Genomic DNA, 23,075 nt, shown 5'->3' with positions numbered 1-23,075 from the left:
CTAACGGCGGCTGATAAGCCAGGGGAGGGATACCGTTGAAGCGAATAGGCCAGCCTAGTTGCTGACCTATTCAAAACTGTATTTAAAAACAGTATTCAAAACAGTATTCAAAAACTGATGTATTTCAAAGCGGGCTATTCAAAAGCAGGCTAACTCACTCAGCAGGCTAGTCAGTAAGCCTACAAGCTAGAACCAACTTTGTTCAATCGCGGTTGAAAAAACAGAAGAGTAATCAGCTAAAATAGCGCTATGACCCGTACTAAACACCTTAAATGATGCATCAATAGGCACTGTTAGTTCGTTGTTGGTGACATTGACGATTAATTCTGGAAATAACACTGTGTTGGCTGCATTAATCAAATCTTGCGCTTGAGTTAACGAGTAATCATCATTACTTATTGAAGCTGCTGAAATATTTGATAGTTCAGAATCCGATACGCGAATAATGACAGAGAAATTAGCCAGCTTTGCGATTGACTCTTTGGCATCATTTACCAAATCCGCGGTAGCAAAATCAGCGGGTTCTTGCCATGTGTACTGATAACCATCATTGAACTGGTAAGCTCGGCTATTTTCAAATTCAAAATTGGCAGTGGCGCCGTCAGCGGGCAGATGAAAAATAACTCGGCTTGCTACTGTGCTTTTGGCGTAATCATTTTTCTGAATCACATCGTTGTAACTATATTCAACTCTGACTTCTTGTTGACTTGTTTCAAGATTAAGTTCGGTGATGCATTTAACGCTAATCTTATTTGTCGCTGTACATAAACGGGTAATGGTGTCATCAGATAAGCCGAGTTGCAGCGCATCACTTCTGAAGTTTTTGTCGACGATCACTTCATCACCATCGTCAGGGTGCAATATGTTGTCGATATATTCGCACCCACTAATATTTAGGCATAACAAACTGACCACTAGTATTTTGACTTTAGTATTCATTTATCGATTACTCAGCTACTGATAAAGCAAACGGAAATCACAATTTACCACTGTTTATATTGGCGGTAATAGTGATATTTACTCTGAAATACCATTACTGCACAGTTGTAATCATCATGCGGTGAAATAAAGGTCATGTCGCTGCTGTTAAGTTTAGTTGTGAAGCCGCTAAATGGGCTGGTTTTATTCAAGGCGGGTCGGTATGGCGAAGTTTGTCGTCGGTTAGCCGTTGGTGTTGTTCGCTATATATTGGCTTAGCGGCTTTGCCTTTATGGTGTATTGTTTCTCTATAATGACCAATAGTGCTGCAAAACAGCCAATATAACAGACAACATAATAGCGATGACAAAAGCGCTCAACAAAGTTAAACCGTCATATGCGGGTTTAGTTTTTTGGGGTGATATATACCCAAGCTACTTCAAGATGCTCGTTTCAGCGAGAATTTATTGGCTGCTAATCAAGGCGCAGATTTATAAGCATAGTCGCTCTACGTTAAAAATCGGCAACGCAGAGTAGAAGCCAATAAAACCCGCCCTTCGGGAGTGACTCAGCGTATCTACTTCTGTGTCAAATAAGTTTAAAAGGGAATGCCATTCCAGCACTCATTTTCCTTGAATTAAACACGCTGAGATCACTCTGAATCCTGCATCTTGAGGTCACTTGGGTATACCATCTAAGTACAGTGCGATACGAGATAACTTGGTCAATGCCCTTACTGATAGTGTCGCACCTGTTATGCCGTCAATATGGGTATCAAGCTTGAGCTCTGGGGTAAGTTTGGCTGACTTAAACTGGTCAGTAAAAAAGTCATGCCTGACTTCATCGCCGCGACTTTCTCGATATTCCAATACTTTTGTTTGGGCTATTTGGTTGTTTTTTACATGGATGCCGACGGTGATAGGGGCTTCTTTACCTATTTCGTTCATCACCCACACACTTTCATTACCTTGTTTCCAGTAGCGTAAGCGCATTTTTCTATAACTATGAGCGAGAATCGACTCAATCACGCTTTTAGTCTCATCATCAATCCATAACACTTTAGATTTAGGCGGCGCACTGTTAAAGGCTTGAGCAATAAAGTCTTCAGCAGTCTGGTAGGTTCCGCGTGCACTTGCCATGCCGCCAAATAGCGACAAACTAAGGATGATAATGACGGTCGATGCAAACTTCATAGCTGACTTCTTAGGCTGTGTTAGGAAGGTAAAAGCTCGAAAGCTAAATGAGTGCCCACGATGGGCACTCATGCGGTGTCTAAGTGCTTAATAAATATTGTTTTATAAACAACTTAGCTTAAAACTGCTTAGCTTAAAACTGATAGCCAACACCTAGGTTGAAGCCGTCAGCGTCTTTAGCACCGCCTACGCTTTCGTAGTCAGCTTTAAATACCACATTCTCATGCAGCCAGTAGTTGATACCTACGTTAGTTTGCTCAACGTTAGTGTCTTCGCTATTGCCTGCATTGTTGTCGTACTCGTTGTAGCGAGCAAATACACCAAAGCTTTCGTTGATGCGATAAGACGGCTCAATGTACCAACCGTTTTGCTCATTACGACCTAGTGCCTTAGCTTCTTTACCGTCAATATCCCACTGGGCATACAATGCTTTAACAGTGAAATCTTGAATAGAGTAGATAGCATGAGCCGTCAGTAATGTTGCTGCTGCGTTTTCAACGCCAGCTGCGCCCTGAGTTAAGTCAGATTGATACTGCGCAGTTGCCGCAAGCTCTAAGCCTGTTACGCCTGTATATTTGACGCGTGCTGTGTAGGCAAGATCTGAAGCATCAGCCTTTGCTACTTTTTGGCGGCCGCCACGAATGCTGTAGGTATTATCAACCTTTAGCCCTGAGGTGATTGTGCCATCAAATGCAAGACCCGGAGCGGCTTTAACATTAAGTGCAGCACCCGCTTCCCACCACGTTGCTGGAATGATGTACTTCTCAACGGGGTTACGTTCAACACCGTAGAATGCTGGTGGCTCGTGAGTTTCGTTAATGATGCCGACAGGGATTAAGAATAGACCTGCTTTACCGGTAAGCATCTGGTTGAAGTCATGCTCGATATAAGCTTGCTCTAGCTCAACTTCACCAGGCTTATCGTTACCCGATAGCGCATGTTCAATTTCTAGTTCAGAGAAAAAACGGGTGTTTTCAGTGAATTCATGACCGAAGAATAAAACGAAACGATGAAAATCGATGGATTTCTTATCTTTACCCGTCTTGTTATCAGTGATGTTGTTGTAGTGAAGCTCACCATAACCACCGATAGTGGTCGTGCTTTCGGTTACCGTTACCGAGACAGATTCTTCTACAACGTCAGCAGTTTGTTCAACACGTTTTTCTGTTTCATCCAGACGCTTTTCAAGATCTTGAAGCACTTGCTGTTGCTGTTCGATAATTTTACGTAGTTCCGCTGTATCATCGGCTGCAACAGCAGCTTGAGAGGCAAACATGCCAACTAGCGCGGTGGCAAGTAAGGTTTTTTTCATCATTCTATTCCCCAATATTTAATGAGTTCGCTTTATTTGTGACGGATTGTATCAATTGATTATCATAATGCAAATTATTCTCATTTAAATTTAGATTGAGATCAAGGTTTGTAACTATTTTGTAGTTGGATTGTTTGTATTTGTCGTGTTGCTACATGCCTTTTATTGCTTTTTATTCATGGCGTTAGTCAATAATTGTTACGGAGCAATAAAAATATGGCTTTGTTTGCATCGGCACTATATAGCTGAGAGTTAGGCTGGAATGCTGCTTCAAAAACACGAGGTAGAGTTAGGGGCCACGTTCGTTTTGTTCGCGGTTAAGGAGGGCTGCATCCTTCTAGCTAAGTCATCGGGTGAGTCAAAATCCAATCTTGGTATACACTGGCGGACTATTTTTGAAGGTTTATTAAATATCCGAGTGAATATGTTTTTAAGTTCTTATTTTAAAAAAGAAAACCAATCTTTAACTATCACTCCTCAGCAGGCGAGTGATTTTGCCAAAAGCGTCGCCCAAGACTTCAATCCCATTCATGATGTGGGCGCTAAGCGCTTTTGTGTTCCTGGCGACCTACTATTTGCCTTAGTGCTTAATGAGTATGGCTTAAGCCAAAAAATGACATTTAATTTTGCAGGCATGGTTGGCGATGGTGTACAACTGCAATTTGCTGATGATGTTGCAGAAGATTTTGATATTCGAGATAACAAAGATAAGTGTTATCTCGAAGTACACCGCAGTGGCGATGTGCGTTATTGCGAGACCCAGATAGAGTCGTTCATTCGCAAATATGTGGCGTTCTCCGGCCTTAATTTTATGCACATTTTAGTGCCTATGATGAAGCAGCGTCAGATGATGATTAATCCTGCTCGCCCTTTGGTGATCTACGAGAGCATGTCATTTGATTTAACCACCTTAGATTTTAATGAGGTGAGTCTATCTTTGGTTAAGCAAGAACTCGAAATTGAAGGTAAGCGTGGCGATGTGACCTTAACCTTTGAGCTACTCAGTGGTGATACGGTCGTTGGAACAGGGGTGAAAACCTTAGTCATGAGCGGTCTTCGTCCCTATGAAGATGAGCCTGCACAGCAGATGTTTGATGCCTATGAGAGCCGCAGATTAGCCTTTGTTTAAGCGGATCGTTAGCTCTACAAGCTAACTTGTTGAACAGACTTAAAAGCCACTTATTGCTTTAATTGCTTAAGTGGCTTTTTTGTTTTTAGGCTCTTGGACTTTAGATCTAATACTGATTGGTATAAATAGCATCAACTTGATTTAAAAATGCGCAAATGAACGACGAAAGCTGAAAATGTGATTAAGTTCACTTGAGACAAGGGGTCAGATCGCGCATTCTACTTGTCCCTATCACTTGCTGGCCCTAATGGTTAGACAAGGACTGGGATCCGTTCGGATGAAGGTAGCAGGAGAGTGGGGAGTAACCCCACACCGACGAGGCAACTTTGTTATTGCTAATGCGTTAACAAAGCACTCTTTCAGGTGCCACATAGTGGTGAGGACTGTTACTGGACGAGCCTCTGGAGAGACTGTGAGCAGCTAAGTGTTCGTCAACTTAACTGTCACACAGCGCCGAAGGCGAAAGTGTGAGCCCCTGTGGTTTACGCGAAACGCTCAGGCAAAAGGACAGAGGAGAGGATGACTGTGTTAGTTATTAACCATAACTACATAAAGTCACTGTCGTTTGTCGCTGCGCCTTTTTTCTACCTAACTCACGTTTAGTGAAGCTAGGTGGACTCTATCGCTCGTTGCAATCGGCTAGTGCTAGCAACAGCCATTTCTTTTCCTCCTCCGATTATTAATAACTCTAAATACAGAGTTTTGTTGTTTAATACTCGAGGAATACCATGAATTTTCACGCGCTTTTAGCCGATATCAACGCCATTGTCTGGGGACCCGTTACCCTATGCTTATTGGTTGGAACCGGCCTCTATCTCACTGTTCGACTGAAATTGATCCAAGTTTTTAAATTGCCTATGGCGCTGGGTTTACTGTTTAAGCCTGCTAGCGGCAAGGGCGACCTGTCATCGTTCGCTGCGCTTTGTACTGCGCTTTCTGCCACCATTGGAACCGGTAATATTGTCGGTGTGGCTACTGCAATTAAAATTGGCGGCCCCGGCGCGCTATTTTGGATGTGGCTAGCGGCTTTCTTTGGCATGGCAACCAAGTATGCTGAGTGTATGCTCGCGGTAAAATACCGCACCACCGATGCTAGAGGTAATATTGCCGGCGGCCCAATGTACTATATTGAGCGCGGCCTAGGCCTTAAATGGCTGGCAAAAATCTTTGCTGTTTTTGGTGTGGGTGTCGCCTTTTTTGGTATTGGTACTTTTGCGCAGGTTAACGCCATTAGTGATGCCATGACCATTGCCTTTGAAATCCCGGCTTGGGTTACCGCAATCGTGCTAACTCTTATGGTTGCAGCAGTGACACTGGGCGGTGTTAAGCGCATCGCTAACGTGGCGCAAAAGCTGGTGCCGACGATGGCGCTAGGCTACGTATTAGCCTGTATGTGGGTGCTATTTATTTTTTCTGACCAGATCATGCCTGCGTTTGAGTTAGTGATTCATTCAGCCTTTACGCCTATCTCGGCGGCGGGTGGCTTCCTGGGGGCAACCGTTGCGCAGGCGCTGCAAATTGGTATTGCCCGCGGCGTATTCTCTAATGAGTCAGGCCTAGGTAGCGCACCGATTGCTGCTGCTGCGGCAAAAACCAATGAGCCCGTTGAACAGGGCCTTGTGAGCATGACAGGGACTTTCTTCGATACAATTTTAATTTGTACCATGACGGGTTTAGTGCTGATTATTACCGGTGTTTGGAGTGGCGATACCGCGGGTGCCGCCATGACTAGCGCTGCATTTGCAGCCAGTGGTTCAGCCATTATTGGCCAATATGTGGTGACGATTGCCCTAGTGTGTTTTGCCTTTACTACCATTTTGGGTTGGCATTATTATGGCGAGCGCTGCTGGTATTACTTAACGGGTAGTCGTCTTGGTGAGAAGGGCGTCAAACTCTATCAATTTATCTTCTTAGGGTTAATTGCCGGCGGCGCATTTATTCACTTAGATCTGATTTGGATGCTAGCCGATACGGTCAATGGCTTAATGGCGATTCCAAACTTAATTGCCTTGATTGGGTTAAGGCACGTGATATTAAAAGAGACGCGCAAGTACTTTGCTAAGCAGCAAGCATTAGCGACTCAAAGTTCACCAGCTTAATTTAGCCTAGAAATACACAGCCGTTATAGCTAAAAAACAGCCCGTTTCATTATCAATGAGACGGGCTTTTTCTTGAGCGTTATTACAGGACTTTCTGTTAGAGAAGGCTAAAGTTTTTGGCAGCAAGTGTCGCTTGTTAACTGTCGATTGATTGAGCACCTAAAAGCTCAAAAATGGCGTATGATCTCGCTTCAGAAATTTGGTCATAGGAAGAGTCACTTTAGACGCTCAGGCACGATTGCCAAGCGCTGTGCTTTCCTTTAATTTAGTGACCATTAAAACTTTTTATAGATCTAACATTAGACCTAACATTAGACCTAAAACTTATAGCTTAATGTAAGCCCACAGCGCTTACCGTTATGGCTCTGTTTGGATTAAGGAATGCAATGCCAAGCTTAAATCGCATCATACTTATCGATACTCATCTACCTGGCGTGGTAGAACTGGCCCTGGATGGCCACACCAATATTTGCGGCACTAACGCATCGGGTAAAACCACCTTGCAGCGTCTGGTCCCCGTTTTTTATGGTGAATACCCGAGTCGAGTGGTGCCATCAACCCGTGACAGTTTTGAGCGCTGGTACTTGCCCCATGATTCAAGCTTTATCATCTATGAATATATCAAGTCTGATGGCTTAGCCTATCAGGCGGTGTTAGCTTCTGCTGGCGACGGTAAAGGGGTGAACTACCGCTTTATTGCCAAGGCTTTTGAGCTTGATGATTACATCAAGACTAAGCAGGGCGATAGCATTCAATGTTTCACCATGGCCGAGCTTGGTCGTGAGATGAAGCGTGCAGGTGTGGCGGTAACTAATCTGCTTAATACTCGTGAGTATCGCGCCATTATTCAAAATGACCGCGCCTTATTAAGCACGGGCAGCAATCGTAATGAGCTACGCAATTATGCGCGTCAGTTCTCCTTGTGTGAGGCGGAGCATTCACTGCGCCATATTGAAAAACTGGCTAAAGCGGTGCACTCGAAAGAGGGCAAGATGGAAACCATCAAGTCAATGGTTGCCGCCATCTTGGAAGAGGATGGGGTTAACCCGCCAAGCTCGCGTCTGAATCCACAGCGTGTTGAAGCCTGGATCCGCGAAAGTCAGCTGATCCAAGGCTTTGAGCAAATTCGCCCAGAGTTTGAAAAGCTAGAGCAAGAGTTCAACCAACTGCTGAGTACCGAGCTTCGTCTTGCAAGTTTACGTCGAGGCTACAGTAAAGATGAAACTGCAGAAGTTGAGCGACAAGAACATCATCAAGACCTGTCTAAGGCGTTAAACGCCCAGCTGCGCCAACTCGATGAAGAGTGGAAAGAGCAGCGCGACGAGCTTAACCTCGACTTGTCAGCCGCCAAAGGTGACGTGGCTAAGTGTGAGCATGAGCTGGACTCAATTGAAGATCAGCATGCCGGTTTTCAAGATGCCGAAATCGAGCAGGCCAAGTTAGATCTCGAACAGCTTCCAAGCTGGCGCGGAAGTTTAGAGAATTTAACTGAGCGTCATAAGCTACAAACCGAGAAACATCAAGATATTGAAGCGGCGTACAATGCGCGTCGTAGCAAGATTGGTGAAGGCTTAAACCGTGAGCTTGAAAACCTACACCAAGAGCAAGATAGCTTACGTGAGTCACGCGATAAGCAACGCGAAGTGGGCCGCTCTGAGTTAGCCGCACTTGAGCAGCAATGGCGCGAGTCGACCGAAAAAGGTCAAGCACAGTTTAGCGAGCAAGCCTATCAACTTAAGGTCAATGCTGCTGAGCTAAAGGTGCGCGTCGATAGCGTAACTTACTCAGAAGAGGAAAAGTTAGCGTTAGCGGTATTTGATGAGCGCATATCCGGCGCCGATGAAGATCAAGAAGCGTGTAACGCTAAGGTAGATCGCTTAACCAGCGAGGAGCGTAAGTTACGCGCTAAACGCGATCAGGCCAACGAGAGCCTTCGTGTTGCAGGCATTCGAGTCACTGAGCGCCAAAGTGAGCTAGAAGAGCTACAACATATCTTGTTCCCGCAGTCGCATACTTTACTGGAGTTTTTACGTAAAGAAGCTAACGGCTGGGAAAATACCCTAGGTAAGGTCATCAACTCAGAATTACTGCATCGCAGCGACCTGCATCCAAGCATCAGCGGTGATAGCCTTGAAGCCTTATACGGTATCGCGTTGGACTTAAAAGCCATTGACGCGCCAGAATACGCGGCTTCAGAGCAAGAGCTAAGGGTTAAGCACACTGCTGCAGAAGAGATGCTGGCTAGCGCCAAAGCGCTACAAGTTGAAGCTGAAGATACCTTGGTTGTGAGCAACACTGAGCTCGATAACCTACTGCGTGAACTCACCTTTGCTCGCACAGCTTATAAGAATAGCCGGGACGATCTGCGTCGCCTGTTTGATGACAAGCGCGCTGAGCAGGAAAAGATTAACCAAGCATTGAACGATCGTAAAGCCGCTTCGCAAAAGCAACTTACCCGTATCGATAGCGATATCAAGCAATTGCTAAGCCAGCAGCAAGAGTGGCTGGAAGAGCAAAAAGAGCAAGCCCTCGAGGCGCGCATGGAGAAAAATGCTTACTGGCAGGAAGTAGTTGGCGCATTAGACAACCAGCTAGGCCAAGTTAAAGCCAATATTCAAAACCGCCGTGATCATGCTGCCAGCGAGCAAAAAGCCTGTGAGCAGTGGTACAAGAGCGAGCTAAAATCTCGCGGTGTCGATGAAGCTAAAATTGTGGCACTTAAGGCCGATATACGCACTCTTGAAAGCAATATTAGCAAGGCCGAACAGCGCCGTAGTGAAGTGCTACGTTATGATGATTGGTATCAACATACTTGGCTTAAACGTAAGCCAAAGCTGCAATCGGAGCTCAGCACCGTTAAGCATGCCAGCCTTGACCTTGAGCAGCAGCTAAAAGCCAAAGCCAATGAAGTAAAAGCCAAGCGTAACGAGCTTGATGGTGAGCGTAAGCAATCTGATGCAGTGCAAATTGAGGCGTCAGAGAACTTAACTAAGCTGCGCAGTGTGATGCGTAAACTGAGCGAGCTAAAGCTGCCGCCAAACAACGATGATGCCCAAGGCAGTTTGTCTGAGCGTCTACGCCAAGGCGAAGATCAACTACTAAAGCGTGATTCTATGATGGGCTCGGTGAAGCAATATGTTGAGCACTTTGACTCAGTGATCGCCAGCAAGTCAGGTTCTGGTCTGTCTGAAACGTGGGAGCGCGCCCGTGAAGAATCAAGTTTCGTTAACGATAAAGGTATTCGTATTATCGATTACCGCAAATTGGTGCCACAGCTTGAACAGCTATTGAACGTGATGGTGCCGCAATCGATTATGGCGCTACGTGAGCAAGGGCGTATATTCGGTGTCGACTTAACCGCCTTCTACGACGTATTAGCGGATATTGATCGCCGCATCGCCTCGCAAAGTGCGCGTATTACCCGTGAAGTGGGCGAAGAGTTGTTCCTAGATGGCGTATCAGAATCAGCCGTTAGAATTCGCTCACGCATTAGTGAGCTAGAGTTCTGGCCTGAGCTAGAGCAGTTTGTAAAAGCCTTTAAACGCTGGAAAGCCGACGGTTTTAGCGACCTGCCAGGTGAGGATTACACCAACAGTATGCGCCGCGCGTTAGACATTATCGGCCGCGCGGCACTGTCTGGTGGTATCGCTAAGCTACTTGAGATTGAGCTGCGCCTTAAAGAGGGAAACAGCGATTTAGTTATCCGCACCGACAGACAGTTAAATGAATCATCAAGCCACGGTATGGCTTACTTAATTTTGTGTAAGTTCTTGCTGGCATTTACTCGATTATTGCGTGGCCGTGCAGATGTGACGATTCACTGGCCCATTGATGAATTAGGCACCTTGCACCACGGTAACGTGAAGAAGATTTTTGATGCCTGTGAAAACAACAATATTTCAGTATTAGGCGCGTTCCCCAACCCAGAATCTGAGGTGCTTAACCTGTTTGCTAACCGCTACATCATTAACAAACAGACGAAGAAACTGCAGGTGGTTAAGCCGCAAGTTAATCCTATCGCCGATAAACTCAATCAGCGACGTGCTAAGGAGGCTGTGTAATGAGCCAAGTAACCGAAACAGCCATTGTTGGAACCAGTGCCTTAATTGAGCGTTTACTTAAAGGTGAATTTATCTGCCGCACCACAGATGAAGACGGTTGGCGTGCACTGAAAAGCCCATCGACTCGCGATCATGTAGAGGCTTACCTTAACCAAATAAACCGCACTATTGGCTCCGCCAGTGAAGGCGAAGTCTTTTTCTGTGGTTATCAGCAGCTAGGCGATAGCGAGCGTAAAGTGATTTCCTCGCAGTTTAAAGATATCTGTAATGCGCTGATCCCGCTGGTGGAATGGCTAGTACTGGTGCAAGAAGGCAGCGGTCAAGACGCGCCGCTATCTGAAGGTGTTGCAGTGCGTTTAACCGAGCTGCAAACCCGCATCGAAGACACGCCAGCATTTCGTGAGCAGTTAGCTAAAATCAGTCATTACCGCCTGTTTGGCTCGACCAGCACTAACGTCGACGCGCAAATCAAACTGGTGTTTAAGCGCTTAGTGGAGCTGGGGTATCTGACTCGTCCTAACAGCGAAAAGCAGATTTACATTGCCACAGGCAAGCTAGATTACCTTTATGAGGTGATCCGCTTTATCGATGAGACTGAAGGTTTGAGCCTGGAAGCTCAAGCCGAGACCGCAACGCAAAGGGACTTGATCTAATATGAGCAGTAACTTGCATCAAGCGGGTGTAAAACTACTGAGGCAACTTGGGCGTCACGCCGAGCTGGTGATGGACGTGTACTTGTCTGGCTCTGTGTCGGTCGATGAAAGCAACGCCGCTGCCATTGATAAGCTGCAAAAGAGCGATATCTTATGGCGGCCAGAGCCTGAGCAGGAACTGCGCCTTAAGCGTTCGGTACGAGCCTTGCTCGAAGAAGCTTTGAGTGATGAGCGTAACCGTCAGATAGACGCTAATGTTGGCTCGTCACTGGCTAGCATTAAGACTTTAGCCGAACACTATAAAGAGGCGCGTCATAACGTCGATTTTGCGGCATCTGAGGCGTATCTTGCCGACTTAAGTGAGCATGTTTATAGCTTCGCCGATGGATTACGTTATTCGATTCGTGTGTTGTGGAGCCGGATAAACAATGAGTTTGGTTATGTGGGGAGTATTAACGCCAAAATTCGTGAAAACGAGTTAGCCCAGAGCCAAGTATCTGAGCTGTTAAACGGTCTGGAGATGTTCCAGTTTAGCGAACTGGGTGAAATAGCCGGTGATACTCGCGAGTTGCGTAAGTTGCTCGTCACCACTTTGCAAGAGACCTTGAGCGATTGTACTCAAGAACTCAGTGTGGTGCAGGCGCGTTTACTCGAATTGCTCGGTCGTTTCCGTCAAATTCGGGGGCGTACTCGTTTGCTAAAAGGTTGGCTACTGTATACCGACCAGCATCCAGATTACCGCCCTGCAGATCATGTGAGTCACAAACACCTGCCAAGCTTATTTAATGTTGCAGAGCGATTGTTAGCCCCTGCTGCGGTGGATGTGCACAACCATGGCTTAGAGGCAGAGCTGCTAGAGATAGTGGCTAATATTAGACGAATCGATCGCCTAACTGATGTGAGCTCCATACGTGAGCAAGATGTGTCAGTCGATCTTACTCAAGTCGAAGATTTTGATATTCCAGATAATCCGCTCAAGTTAGCAGTAGACGGCTATTTCTGCGCTGTGATTGATTCGGGTAAGAGTCAGTCGGCACTGGATTATCTTGATGAGCACGGGCTGTCTTGGGATAGAGAATCATGGCTGTATCAGGTGATCTGCGGTTATGAGGGCTTACCCGAAGAGCATCGTCGCTACTTTGAGCTTGAGCATATCGGCGAGCCAGATCCTGTCTATAGCGGTAACTTCATTATTAAAGATGTCGAGCTGTGGTTGGCATGATAGTTAACCGATAGCAGGTGTTATCAGCGGTAAAACAGCTTAATAAAAAGCACCTTTAAAGGTGCTTTTTTTATGAACAATAATCGGCGTTATCGCCTTATTGTAGTGATGTACGACTGTTTACTGGTTATTGCGCAGATTATTTAACTGCTAGGGTGTTCTCGGCTAGCTTTTATCACTGTTCTGACTTTGAGTTTTTGTGCGCAAAATGATGCAAATATGTTGCTGGTGTAAAAGTTGTGACATTGTTACCTTTATTTGCAATCACTTAAACTCCTTTAGTAACAACGGTTTTCGCGTCGCTTTAATGCGCCGTTACCAGCCTGTATCAAAAACTAATTGTGCCATTTCGATTGAAATTCTTGCCAGCATGTTTCACTATCTTTGGCACAAAGAGATGGAAATTTATAATTCATCAAAATTGAAGGCATGCGTTAGACATGTCCTAATAAGGCAAGCAAATGAAAAAATCACTTTCGACTCGGATCTTTATCGGTCTATTTTCAGGGCTTATTTTTGGCTCTATTATTCAATATTTCCTCGCTGATATCAGTTTGTTCTCAGGCACTATCGTTGATTTAGCCTCTGGCGCAGGCACCATGTTCGTTAATATGATCATGATGTTAGTGGTGCCTTTAGTTTTCGTCAGCATCGTTTGCGGTGTGAGTGAACTAAAAGATCTCAATAGCTTTGGCCGCCTAGGCGGTAAAACATTCGGTTTTTATATCATCAATACCTTAGTGGCAATCTTCGCAGCCTTAGGCGTGGCGTTATTGCTCGCTCCTGGTAAGGGCGTCGATATGTCTAGCGGTGGCGGTGTCGATATCGTCGCAACAGAGCTGCCTAATCTGGTTGATTTAGTCGTCAGCATTGTGCCGAGTAACCCTATTGCGGCATTCGGTTCAGGCAACATGCTACAAGTTATCTTTATGGCATTGTTACTTGGTGGTGTGATTAAGTCTCTTGGTGACGCGGCGCAAAGTGCGGTAAAGGGCTTTCAAGTCGCAAACAAGATCATGATGAAGCTCATTAGTGTCGTGATGCAGCTTGCACCTATTGGTGTATTTGCGTTAATGCTAAAGCTAGGCGCGACGCTTGAAGCAGCCATATTTGGCAGCGTGCTTGAATACCTAGGACTGATTTTAGGGCTACTACTGCTATGGATATTTGTAGTGTATCCCTTTGCCGTAAGTCTGTTTACTCCGGTATCGGCAAAAGAGTTTCGTGCTAAGACTCGTGAGCAAATTTTGTTTTCATTGTCGACAGCGAGCTCAAATGCCACTATCCCTGTGACCATGCGTACGCTAACCGATAAGCTAGGTGTTAGTCGTGCTGTAGCAGGTTTTGGTGTGCCGCTTGGCGCAACCATGAACATGGGCGGCGTGTCGATTTATATCACGATTGCTATCTTCTTTGTGGCGAACGCCTTTGGCGCACCTATCACGATGGAGCAGCTACCCGCATTGATGTTTAGTGTTTTCTTACTGTCAGTTGGCGCCGGTGGCGTACCCGGTGGCGGCATGGTGATGATTGGGGTGCTTATTCATCAGATGGGTCTACCTATCGAAGCATTCGCTATTGTGGCAGCACTTGATCGTTTAATCGATATGGTACTGACCTCTTGTAACGTGGTGGGTGACACTGCTGTTTTGACCATCGTTGATGAAACAGAAAAGAGCAGCGAGGCTAAGGTCGCAGCAGCTCAGGCTCAAGCTTAAACTGCACTAGAACCGCTATTTCACGATAAAAAATGCCAGCAATTTGCTGGCATTTTTGTGTTCGGTTTACAGCATAGAAGCTGCTTATTCTGCTTTGCTTACTTTTCTTTAGTGATGCGCCGACTTAACGCGCTTTGGCTAATGCCTAGCATTTGCGCCGCTGCGGTTTGATTGTTAGCGGTGCGGTTCAAGGCTTCGTGAATTAATGCATCGCTCATTTGTGCTAATGTCGGTAAATTCTTAGGGAAGATAAGCTGGTCGCTATCAGATGAGCTCGCGGGTTTGCTTAGATTAATCGCTTCCATAAACGGGGTGATATTGAGTGAGATCCCATCACTGCGACTGACAGCATCAAACACCATACCTTTAAGCTCATGCAAGTTGCCTGGAAAATCATATTCCGATAACTGCTGCGCCAGTGAGCTGGGTTGTTGCGGCTCTGACAGCCCCATCTCCTTCGCAGCTAAACAAATAAAGTGATTAATAAGCATAGATAAGTCGAGCTTACGTTGTCTCAATGGTGGCAGTTTGATGGTGTGTGAGCGTAGGCGATATAAAAGATCGCTTCTAAATTTTCCTGCTTGATTAAGTGCAAGCAGATCATGCTGGGTTGAGGTAATGATTTTGCACATTACTGGATAGGCTCTGTCGCTGCCGATGGGGTAATACTGTTTATGCTCAATCACATCCACAAGTTTGGCTTGCGCTTCAATCGGCAAATCACCCATTTCATTTAAATACAGTAACCCAGATTGCACCTGGTGCAATACGCCTGCTTGAGCACTGATCTGGCCATCGTCTTGAGTATGAATTTGGCCAAATAACTGCAGCTCAAAGGCTGAAGTGCTAATACCCGCTAAATTGACGTTAATAAACGGCGCATCGGCGCAAATAAGTTGATGGCACGATTTGGCAAACTCATCTTTACCTGTACCACTTTCACCTTGTATAAGGATAGGTTCAGGGCTTAAGGCGACTGCCTCAAGATAGCGGAATTGGTCCAGCAACGCAGGCTCACAGGTGAGGATATTATTAAATACTTCTGGGCGGTTTAAGGTGCGGCTCAGAAAGCGCTCTTTAATTCTTAAGTAGTTGCGCTCAAGGCCAACCACTTCTAATGCGCGGCGCACAGTACGGGCAAGGTCGTCGACCTTATCGGTTTTAATAAAGTAGTCGTAAGCGCCATTTTTAATGCAGCGCACGGCGGTGTCGACTTCGTTCACGCCGGTGACGATTAACACGCGTGTCTTAGGAAACTCACTGCGGATCATCTCTAGTAAGTCTTCGCCAGAGTGAAACGGCATGGTCAGATCGAGCAGCACAAGGGCGTAGTCACCGGTCTGTAATCGACTCATCACTTGGCGGCTATCGACGCAGGTATCAATTTTCGCTTCCGGTACTAGGCGGTTAAGCGTGATAGAAAGCGTTCTAAGCCAAGAGGCTTCATCGTCAACAAGAAGAATATTTCTAGCAAGTTTCATGTGATACCAATCCTATTAAATATCTGTTCTAGAGCCTCTGAGGCTTTTCAATTTAAGGCGTATTGATGAAGAAATTAGTACTCAAGCGGAAAGCGTATTTTGATCACCGTCCCTTCGCCAAGGCGGGAGGTGATCTGCATATCGGCTTTATGCTCTTTAATGATGCGACTACACACAGTTAATCCAAGCCCTGTACCACCACTTGAGCGGCGGGTGGTAAAGAAAGGCTCGGTAATTCTCTGCAGTGTGGCTCTGTCCATACCTGCGCCTTTATCGCTAACAATTAAGCAGATATGTTTGTCTTCGACACAGGTTTTGATATTGATATGATCGCGACTTTCATAGCTGTCGGTATCTTGCCTGATGGCGTGGCAGGCATTTTGAATCAAGTTGATTAGCACTTGATGCAGTTGCTGTGCATCACCGAAAACAACCGGGCTCGGGATCATGAGGTCGGTGGTAACGATAAATATCTTGGTCTGATTGGCGGTTAGGCGCAGCGACACTTCAACCACCTCATTAAGGCTAATGGGTTGATATTCATTAGTCAGTGTTGGCAAGGCGTAACGCTTAAGGTCGTTAACGATACGGCTTATGCGCTGAGCACCTTCGTGGATTGACTGACTGCTTAAGTCGAGCTCGTTTATCGCCAATTCCGGTGCCATTCCTGCAACTGACCAAAAAGGGTTTTGCAGCTGATAGTTATGGCTCGCCTCAGACAAGTCTTTCAGGGCGTCGCTGATAAAGGCGATTGAATGGATAATGATGCCTGTGGGGTTATTGATCTCATGGGCAATACCGGCAGAGAGCTCACCAAGTGATGCCAGGCGGCTGGCCTCATCATTGGCTTGGCGAAGCCTGTGCTGTTCGGTGGCTTCTTCTAGCAATATAACCACCTGTTGTTTGCTGATTGGGTGTAGCTGCAGTTGCCAATATTGGTTGTTGATCTGCATATCCGCGGTTTGTGACTTTTGCTCAATCAGCGCGCCTGAGAGTGCATGGCTTAAGTTAAAGCTTTCGCCATCAATATAGTGAAACTCAGGGTTTGTCAGTAGGTCGTTATTATTGTCGTTACTCCACAGGCATTCGCCTTGCTGATTAAACAGGGTAACGCCATGGGGAATGCCATCGAGTACAGATTGGAACTGGCTCGACAAGCTTGAAATCGCCTCTTCGGCTTTTTTACGTTGTGCTAATTCTTGCTTAAGTGCCTTGGAGCGTTTACGTAGGCTAAGGCTGATAAAGCCAGTTAAAAGCATGCCGACAGCAGAGAGCAGGCTGACAAAGATGGCGAGTGACAGCATTCTTTTTTGAGCAGAGTTAAGGTCGACTTTCTCGCGGCCGGTACCAAACCACTTATTGACTAACCGGTCGTACTCCCCCGAGAGCTTTAATTGTCTGAGGGAATCATTTATCTGGGCCATCTCCTCAGCATGTTTATAGTTACTGACAAAATTAAAGGCACCATAGATCAAGGGATCGCTAGAGCTTCTAATAGACGGATACAGCGGCATGAGTCGCCGAGCAACAAAGTTCTCGGCAATCACCACATCAACTTCACCTTTTATCAGTAACTGAAAACCCGTTTCATATAGGTCGACATCGACACGGGTAAAGTCCTGCTTTTTACCTGAGATATACACATCGACAAAGGCCCCTTTTTTAATCGCCACACGCTTACCTTCCAAGTCGTCCCAGCCATTGATAAATGACTTGCCCTGTAAGGTATACGCTTTGGCGTGGGTGGCATAAATGGGGTCGGACTGACTTAGCTCGCGATCGATAGTGATAGGGCTGACCACAGCGATAACATCAATGAGTGAGTCACGGTCATGTACATCGTTAAGCAGTTGTTGAAAGCTTTTGCGGCGGATCACAATGCGTTTGCCCATGAGCTGACCGATGCGGTCCATTAACTCAAGGTTAAAGCCTTGATCGACGCCATTGTTACGCCACTCTAATGGAGCCGTCTTTGAGTGAACGCCAAACACGATACTTTGCTTTTCATGTGTCGGTTCGGCATGGACGGCAAAAGAGAATGCCATTAGGTAAAGAGTGCAAAGGCTGCAAACTAAGTTAACAAATGTTTTCATATTTGAATCTTAGCATGAGCTTATACAGTATAACTGTGCGGAGTTTCTCGCTTTTAAAGCAAGATTTACTGGCTTTAAGTGCTAATGAACCCTTGGTTTAACAGGTTTTTTCATTTCCAGCATATTCAAATTTTGATATTAACTGGATTTGTGATCTCGTTAACCTAGTCTTATGCATTTTTGCATAACTGCCTATCAGGTTATGCATGTTTGCATGGCCGCTTTTACAAGCTGTGATCGAGTGTTCAGTTTCTCAAGCTACTTGGTACATGCAGTTGATGGCTTAACGCAATAGGCAGACAATTACCTCGAATTGAGTATTTAAGACAGCGTTTATGACTGTCGTATATAACGTGATAGCTTTTTGCGCTGCTAAGAACAGCAATAAAAAGGCGAGGAAATGAGATGAAAAACTTTAAAAAAGCAGTGTGTATTGCAACACTTCTCGGCTCAGCAGGCCTTATGTCTAACGCCATTGCGGCAGACAACTTGGCAGAATTCCACGGTGAAAACCAAGAGTGTGATAGCTGCCACATGCCAGATGGTGAGCTTTCAAACGACAGCTTAACCTACGAGAACGAACAGTGTGTAGCTTGTCACGGTACACTCGCTGAAGTTGCTGAAGAAACTAAACATGAGCACTACAATGCCCATGAATCTCATTTCCCTGGCGAAGTGGCTTGTACTTCTTGTCACAGCGCTCACGAAAAATCGATGGTCTACTGTGACTCTTGCCATAGCTTCGACTTTGACATGCCTTACACTAAGAAGTGGGAACGTCATGAGCCAAGCATCGATGAGTTATTAAAAGACACTGAAGATCGTCAAGCAGCCCTTGCTGCAGCGCCACATGACACAGTTGATGTGGTTGTTGTCGGTTCAGGTGGCGCAGGTTTCTCTGCCGCAGTATCTGCAGTTGATCACGGCGCTAACGTGATTCTAATTGAAAAAGAACCTGTTATTGGCGGTAACGCTAAGTTAGCCGCGGGTGGCATGAACGCCGCATGGACTGATCAGCAAAAAGCCAAAGGCATCAAAGACAGTGTTGAGTCTATGTACAAAGACACTATGAAAGGTGGTCGTGACCTAAACGAGCCAGCGCTAGTTGAAGTACTCACTTCACACTCTAAAGGTTCTGTTGATTGGTTAACCGCAATGGGCGCAGATCTTAACGACGTAGGTCGTATGGGCGGCGCATCAGCCAACCGTTCACACCGTCCAACAGGTGGTGCAGGTGTGGGTGCACACGTAATCCAAGTACTTTTTGATAACGCGGTTAAGCGTGATGTTGATATGCGTATGAACACCCGTGGTATCGAAATTCTTAAAGACGATAAAGGCAATGTTAAGGGCCTACTCGTTAAAGGCATGTACAAGGGTTACTACTGGATTAAAGCTGACGCAGTTATCCTAGCAACAGGTGGTTTTGCTAAGAACAACGAGCGTGTATCAAAACTTGATCCTAAGTTAAAAGGCTTCATCTCAACCAACCAACCTGGTGCCACAGGTGACGGTATTGACGTAGCAGGTAATGCTGGCGCGGCGATGACAGATCTACAATACATCCAGGCTCACCCAACATTATCTGTTAAAGGTGGTGTGATGGTTACTGAAGCGGTTCGTGGTAACGGCGCAATCTTGGTTAACCGTGAAGGTAAGCGCTTCGTCAACGAAATCACCACACGTGATAAGGCTTCTGCAGCGATTTTGAACCAAACAGGCAAATCAGCCTTCCTAATCTTTGATGACTCAGTACGTAAGTCACTAAGTAAGATTGATAAGTATATCGGTCTAGGTGTTGTACCAAGTGCTGACTCGCTAGTTAAGCTAGGTGAGCAGACAGGTATTGACGGTAAGAACCTAACTGAAGCTGTTGCACGCTACAACACACTTGTTAAGAGCGGTAAGGATGCAGACTTTGAACGTCCTAACCTACCTCGTGCTCTTAACGAAGGTAACTACTACGCAATCGAAGTGACTCCAGGTGTTCACCACACTATGGGCGGCGTGAAGATTGACTCTAAAGCTGAAATCATGAACGCGAAGCAGCAAGTTATTCCAGGTCTATATGGCGCAGGCGAAGTCACTGGTGGTGTTCACGGTGCTAACCGTCTAGGTGGTAACGCTATCTCTGATATCGTCACCTTCGGTAGAATGGCTGGTGAGAATGCAGCAGCTTATTCTAAGAAGAATTAGTCTAAGAAAAACTAATCTTAGATTGTTAGTCGGGGTTGGGATTTGAGTTAAGTTTCAGCCTTAGACTAGAAAACAAAAGCCTTCATCTTATAGATGGAGGCTTTTTTGTATCTGCAACTTTTGCGTTTAGTTGCATAAGTCTCAGTGCAATCAAACTTCGTTTGATAAAGGTCGTGGCGTTGCCACATTGGTAATGCATCAGGCTGAGCCTGACCAACGTCGTGGGATTCCATCCCACCCCCAGGCAAGGAGGACTGTTCGTCCTTATCCTCCTTGCATCCACCATGACGCCCCGACGAAGTTGTTGATCCTCATACTCCAATAAAAATTGCCTAACGGCTCAGATGGGACATCCATGTCCCCCCGAGCCTGAACCATCATCCATGATGGTTCCACGGCATTTTCATCTACGTATTTCGGCAACTCCGATGGGGATTGGGTGTTTCCTGTGAGTGTGGCAGCTCGATTTTGCCCCAAAACGTGTTTACCTTTGTGTAAAGGTGAAGCTAATCGCCTCCAGCGGGGGAATGTGCAGATACTGCTGAGGCTCGCTGCGAGCACGTCCTTGTGAGCTCAACGAAAACGTCCCTGTTTTCGACGGCCTCAACCGCATCTACACTGGGTAATTGGTGCCTTCATTTGGGCCGTATAGGTTTGATTGCTAGCTTGGGAATGCCCCAAAACGTGTTTACCTTTGTGTAAAGGTGAAGCTAATCGCCTCCAGCGGGGGAATGTGCAGATACTGCTGAGGCTCGCTGCGAGCACGTCCTTGTGAGCTCAACGAAAGCGTCCCTGTTTTCGACGGCCTCAACCGCATCTACACTGGGTAATTGGTGCCTTCATTTGGGCCGTATAGCGGTTTGTTGTCTAACACGGAAATGCCCCTTTCCTTGTTAGTGAACTGATTTTTCTTGGCTCAATCATGTACTATTTGACTTAATTTTTTTCATATCGGTAATGTAACCAGTAGTTTTAAGACAGTACAAGGAATCGAGTAGTGCTAAATAAAGAAATCGAAGATCTAGGCTTAGAAATTGATATTGCATGTGATAACAATGATGTTTCAAAGCTAGAGGAACTGCTAGTTAGCTGTGATTCTCTTATGGAAAATGAGATAAGCGAGAATTGTTCAGTCTTGTTTTTCTATAAAGCCAATTGTTATGCAGCACTTCGTATGATTGAGCGAAAAGACGTAGATGATACTTGGAGTTGGTATCAGGAAAGGCAAGTTGCCGAGATACTTAACCTGCGAAAGGCCGTCGCAGAGTCTGGCTTTGAGAAACTTCATGAGATAATGCAGTGTAAAATACTGACAAATATAGCTAACGGAATGAGTTCACTAGGGCGAGCAATTGAATCAATTAACTACTATGAAAAAGCCCTGTCTCGTATTGATAATTTTGCTATGGCACTAGGTAATAAAGCAATTGCCCAAGTCCACTATGGACAGCATCTATATGACTATGGGCATAGTGGTATTTTCTTTTTCCATGCCCATAATGAGCTAAATCGTTTTGGTAGTGAGCCGCTACTATGGGATTGTGGTATTCAACAGGATGCTCTAGAAGCTTTTATTGGTTATAGAGACTTCACGGAAGACGTTCTAGAGGATATTGAGTTCGAACGTAAATTTGATTTTAATAACTTCTCATTAGGTAAGCACCAAAAAGAGCAGGATTACAGAAGATGGTGCTTACAACATAAGCTATTTATAAACCCTTTGAATGATGTGTTTACCGCTACAATTGCTGCAAATGATATTCTGCACTTACCTAGTCATGTCTACGACATCGGAGAAGAGCCTAGATTTCCTAAGTACTTTAACTTGCTAAAGCAAGAGTTCATAGTTGCTCGACATATGCTGTACGAGTTTACTACCGCCGATTTCGAACACTATTCTGACAATGACGTTCTGCTACAGAATGGTTTGGATGGTGTGCATCTGGGGTACCGAAATGAGTTACTGAAAAACTCGTTGAGAGTTTCGTATTCTATCTTCGACAAAATAGCTTTGTTCTTAAACGACTATATGAACATTGGATTAAAGGTAGACTCTGTAAATTTCCGTAATATTTGGGGAACGTACAATAAGAAAAAGAAAGCGCTAGAAATCAATCCATGCTTCCTAGAACGTGAAAACTGGCTATTACGAGGTTTATACTTCTTATCGAAAGATTTGTACGACCCAAACTTTACTGATGTTGCTGAACCAGAAGCTAGAGAATTACATAGCATTAGAAAAATGGCAGAACATAGGTATCTGGGTATTCAGGAGTACCCAGCTCAAGTCGATGATACTGAGTACATGAAGTATATAACTGTTGATGACTTAGCCGATAAAGCATTAAAGATGCTGAAATTATCCCGTGAAGCATTGATTTATCTTTCTTTAGCAATGCACACAGAAGAGCGTCAACGTGAAGAAGCAAGGGGTGATGGAATCGTAATGCCTATACAATCAACACGTCTTTAAAATGGTTGTAATTCTAGCCAATTAGAAAGTATCTGATGTCGTTATAGTTGGCACTTTCTAACTCGAAAGAGTATATGTCGGGTCAGAGTAAACATTCAAACACCTAGCTTGACGTTCACGATTTAGCCTACAGAAAACACCTATTCCCCATCGAAGTTGCCGAAGTACGTAGATAAAAATGCCGTGGAACCATCATGGATGATGGTTCAGGCTCGGCGGGACATGGATGTCCCATCTGAGCCGTTAGGCGATTTTTATAGGAGTATGAGGCCCGTATCTAATGCATGTAACTTCGTCGGGGCGTCATGGTGGATGCAAGGAGGATAAGGACGAGCAGTCCTCCTTGCCCGTGTGTGAGCTGGAAGCTCACGACTTTGGTCAGGCGTAGCCTGATGCATTTAAAGCTCGGGTGCGGGCGAAGCGCCGCGACGTTAGTTGTTAGACGAAGTCTAACTTAAAAGTCAGGCGCAGACTGATAGCGATAAGCCCCAGCGCCAGAGCTAGGCGAAAAAAGTTCGGCGCAAAAA

13 protein-coding genes and 1 riboswitch are annotated in these 23,075 nt (G+C 45.5%); of the genes, 8 read left to right on the top strand and 5 right to left on the bottom strand.

From position 1 onward, the window contains the following. Positions 1 to 186: 186 nt before the first annotated feature. The 3 genes from ACVBIL_RS03900 to ACVBIL_RS03890 form a co-directional block, all read right to left on the bottom strand. Positions 187 to 939, bottom strand: a complete 753-nt coding sequence (locus ACVBIL_RS03900; protein ID WP_447165678.1) for a hypothetical protein — start codon at positions 937 to 939, stop codon at positions 187 to 189. Between the two features lie 656 nt (positions 940 to 1,595). Continuing rightward, positions 1,596 to 2,111, bottom strand: coding sequence for an FMN-binding protein (locus ACVBIL_RS03895; RefSeq protein ID WP_447165677.1), 516 nt, complete (start codon positions 2,109 to 2,111; stop codon positions 1,596 to 1,598). A 133-nt stretch (positions 2,112 to 2,244) separates the two neighbouring features. Further along, entirely contained in the window at positions 2,245 to 3,423 is a 1,179-nt protein-coding gene (locus ACVBIL_RS03890) for a porin (protein ID WP_447165717.1), read from the bottom strand. 424 nt (positions 3,424 to 3,847) lie between these two features. Here ACVBIL_RS03890 and ACVBIL_RS03885 point away from each other — a divergent pair, with 424 nt between their 5' ends. The 6 genes from ACVBIL_RS03885 to ACVBIL_RS03860 all read left to right on the top strand — a co-directional run bounded on the left by ACVBIL_RS03885 (position 3,848) and on the right by ACVBIL_RS03860 (position 14,305). After that, positions 3,848 to 4,552 (top strand): DUF3581 domain-containing protein, encoded by a 705-nt coding sequence (locus ACVBIL_RS03885; protein ID WP_447165676.1) that lies wholly within the window; start codon positions 3,848 to 3,850, stop codon positions 4,550 to 4,552. Positions 4,553 to 4,943: 391 nt separating this feature from the next. Next, a riboswitch (glycine riboswitch) is annotated at positions 4,944 to 5,073 on the top strand. 207 nt (positions 5,074 to 5,280) lie between these two features. Beyond that, positions 5,281 to 6,651: an alanine/glycine:cation symporter family protein gene (locus ACVBIL_RS03880; RefSeq protein ID WP_447165675.1), complete on the top strand. Its 1,371-nt coding sequence runs from the start codon at positions 5,281 to 5,283 to the stop codon at positions 6,649 to 6,651. A gap of 386 nt (positions 6,652 to 7,037) precedes the next feature. Then, on the top strand, positions 7,038 to 10,712 hold the full coding sequence (locus tag ACVBIL_RS03875) for an ATP-binding protein (protein ID WP_447165674.1): 3,675 nt from the start codon (positions 7,038 to 7,040) through the stop codon (positions 10,710 to 10,712). Further along, on the top strand, positions 10,712 to 11,365 hold the full coding sequence (locus ACVBIL_RS03870; protein WP_447165673.1) for a hypothetical protein: 654 nt from the start codon (positions 10,712 to 10,714) through the stop codon (positions 11,363 to 11,365). Before ACVBIL_RS03875 ends, ACVBIL_RS03870 begins: the two co-directional genes overlap by 1 nt. A gap of 1 nt (position 11,366) precedes the next feature. Beyond that, positions 11,367 to 12,587, top strand: a complete 1,221-nt coding sequence (locus ACVBIL_RS03865) for a phosphoenolpyruvate carboxylase (RefSeq protein WP_447165672.1) — start codon at positions 11,367 to 11,369, stop codon at positions 12,585 to 12,587. A gap of 461 nt (positions 12,588 to 13,048) precedes the next feature. Then, positions 13,049 to 14,305: a dicarboxylate/amino acid:cation symporter gene (locus ACVBIL_RS03860; protein ID WP_447165671.1), complete on the top strand. Its 1,257-nt coding sequence runs from the start codon at positions 13,049 to 13,051 to the stop codon at positions 14,303 to 14,305. Positions 14,306 to 14,403: 98 nt separating this feature from the next. On the opposite strand, the gene ACVBIL_RS03855 is transcribed toward ACVBIL_RS03860, so the two are convergent. Both ACVBIL_RS03855 and ACVBIL_RS03850 read right to left on the bottom strand, forming a co-directional pair. After that, positions 14,404 to 15,786 carry a sigma-54-dependent transcriptional regulator gene (locus ACVBIL_RS03855; protein ID WP_447165670.1) on the bottom strand — a complete coding sequence of 461 codons (1,383 nt, stop codon included), beginning with the start codon at positions 15,784 to 15,786 and terminating at the stop codon, positions 14,404 to 14,406. 74 nt (positions 15,787 to 15,860) lie between these two features. Further along, complete coding sequence (locus ACVBIL_RS03850; protein WP_447165669.1) at positions 15,861 to 17,879, bottom strand: ATP-binding protein; 2,019 nt, start codon at positions 17,877 to 17,879, stop codon at positions 15,861 to 15,863. A gap of 405 nt (positions 17,880 to 18,284) precedes the next feature. On the opposite strand from ACVBIL_RS03850, the gene ACVBIL_RS03845 reads away from it, so the two are divergent. Continuing rightward, positions 18,285 to 20,075: a flavocytochrome c gene (locus tag ACVBIL_RS03845; protein WP_447165668.1), complete on the top strand. Its 1,791-nt coding sequence runs from the start codon at positions 18,285 to 18,287 to the stop codon at positions 20,073 to 20,075. Positions 20,076 to 21,072: 997 nt separating this feature from the next. Next, entirely contained in the window at positions 21,073 to 22,548 is a 1,476-nt protein-coding gene (locus ACVBIL_RS03840; RefSeq protein ID WP_447165667.1) for an LA2681 family HEPN domain-containing protein, read from the top strand. Positions 22,549 to 23,075 lie beyond the last annotated feature (527 nt).

It is taken from the genome of Shewanella sp. 125m-7, from assembly GCF_052977045.1.
Note: the sequence above shows the minus strand (reverse complement) of the source record. Positions and strands in the feature narration are given on the sequence as shown.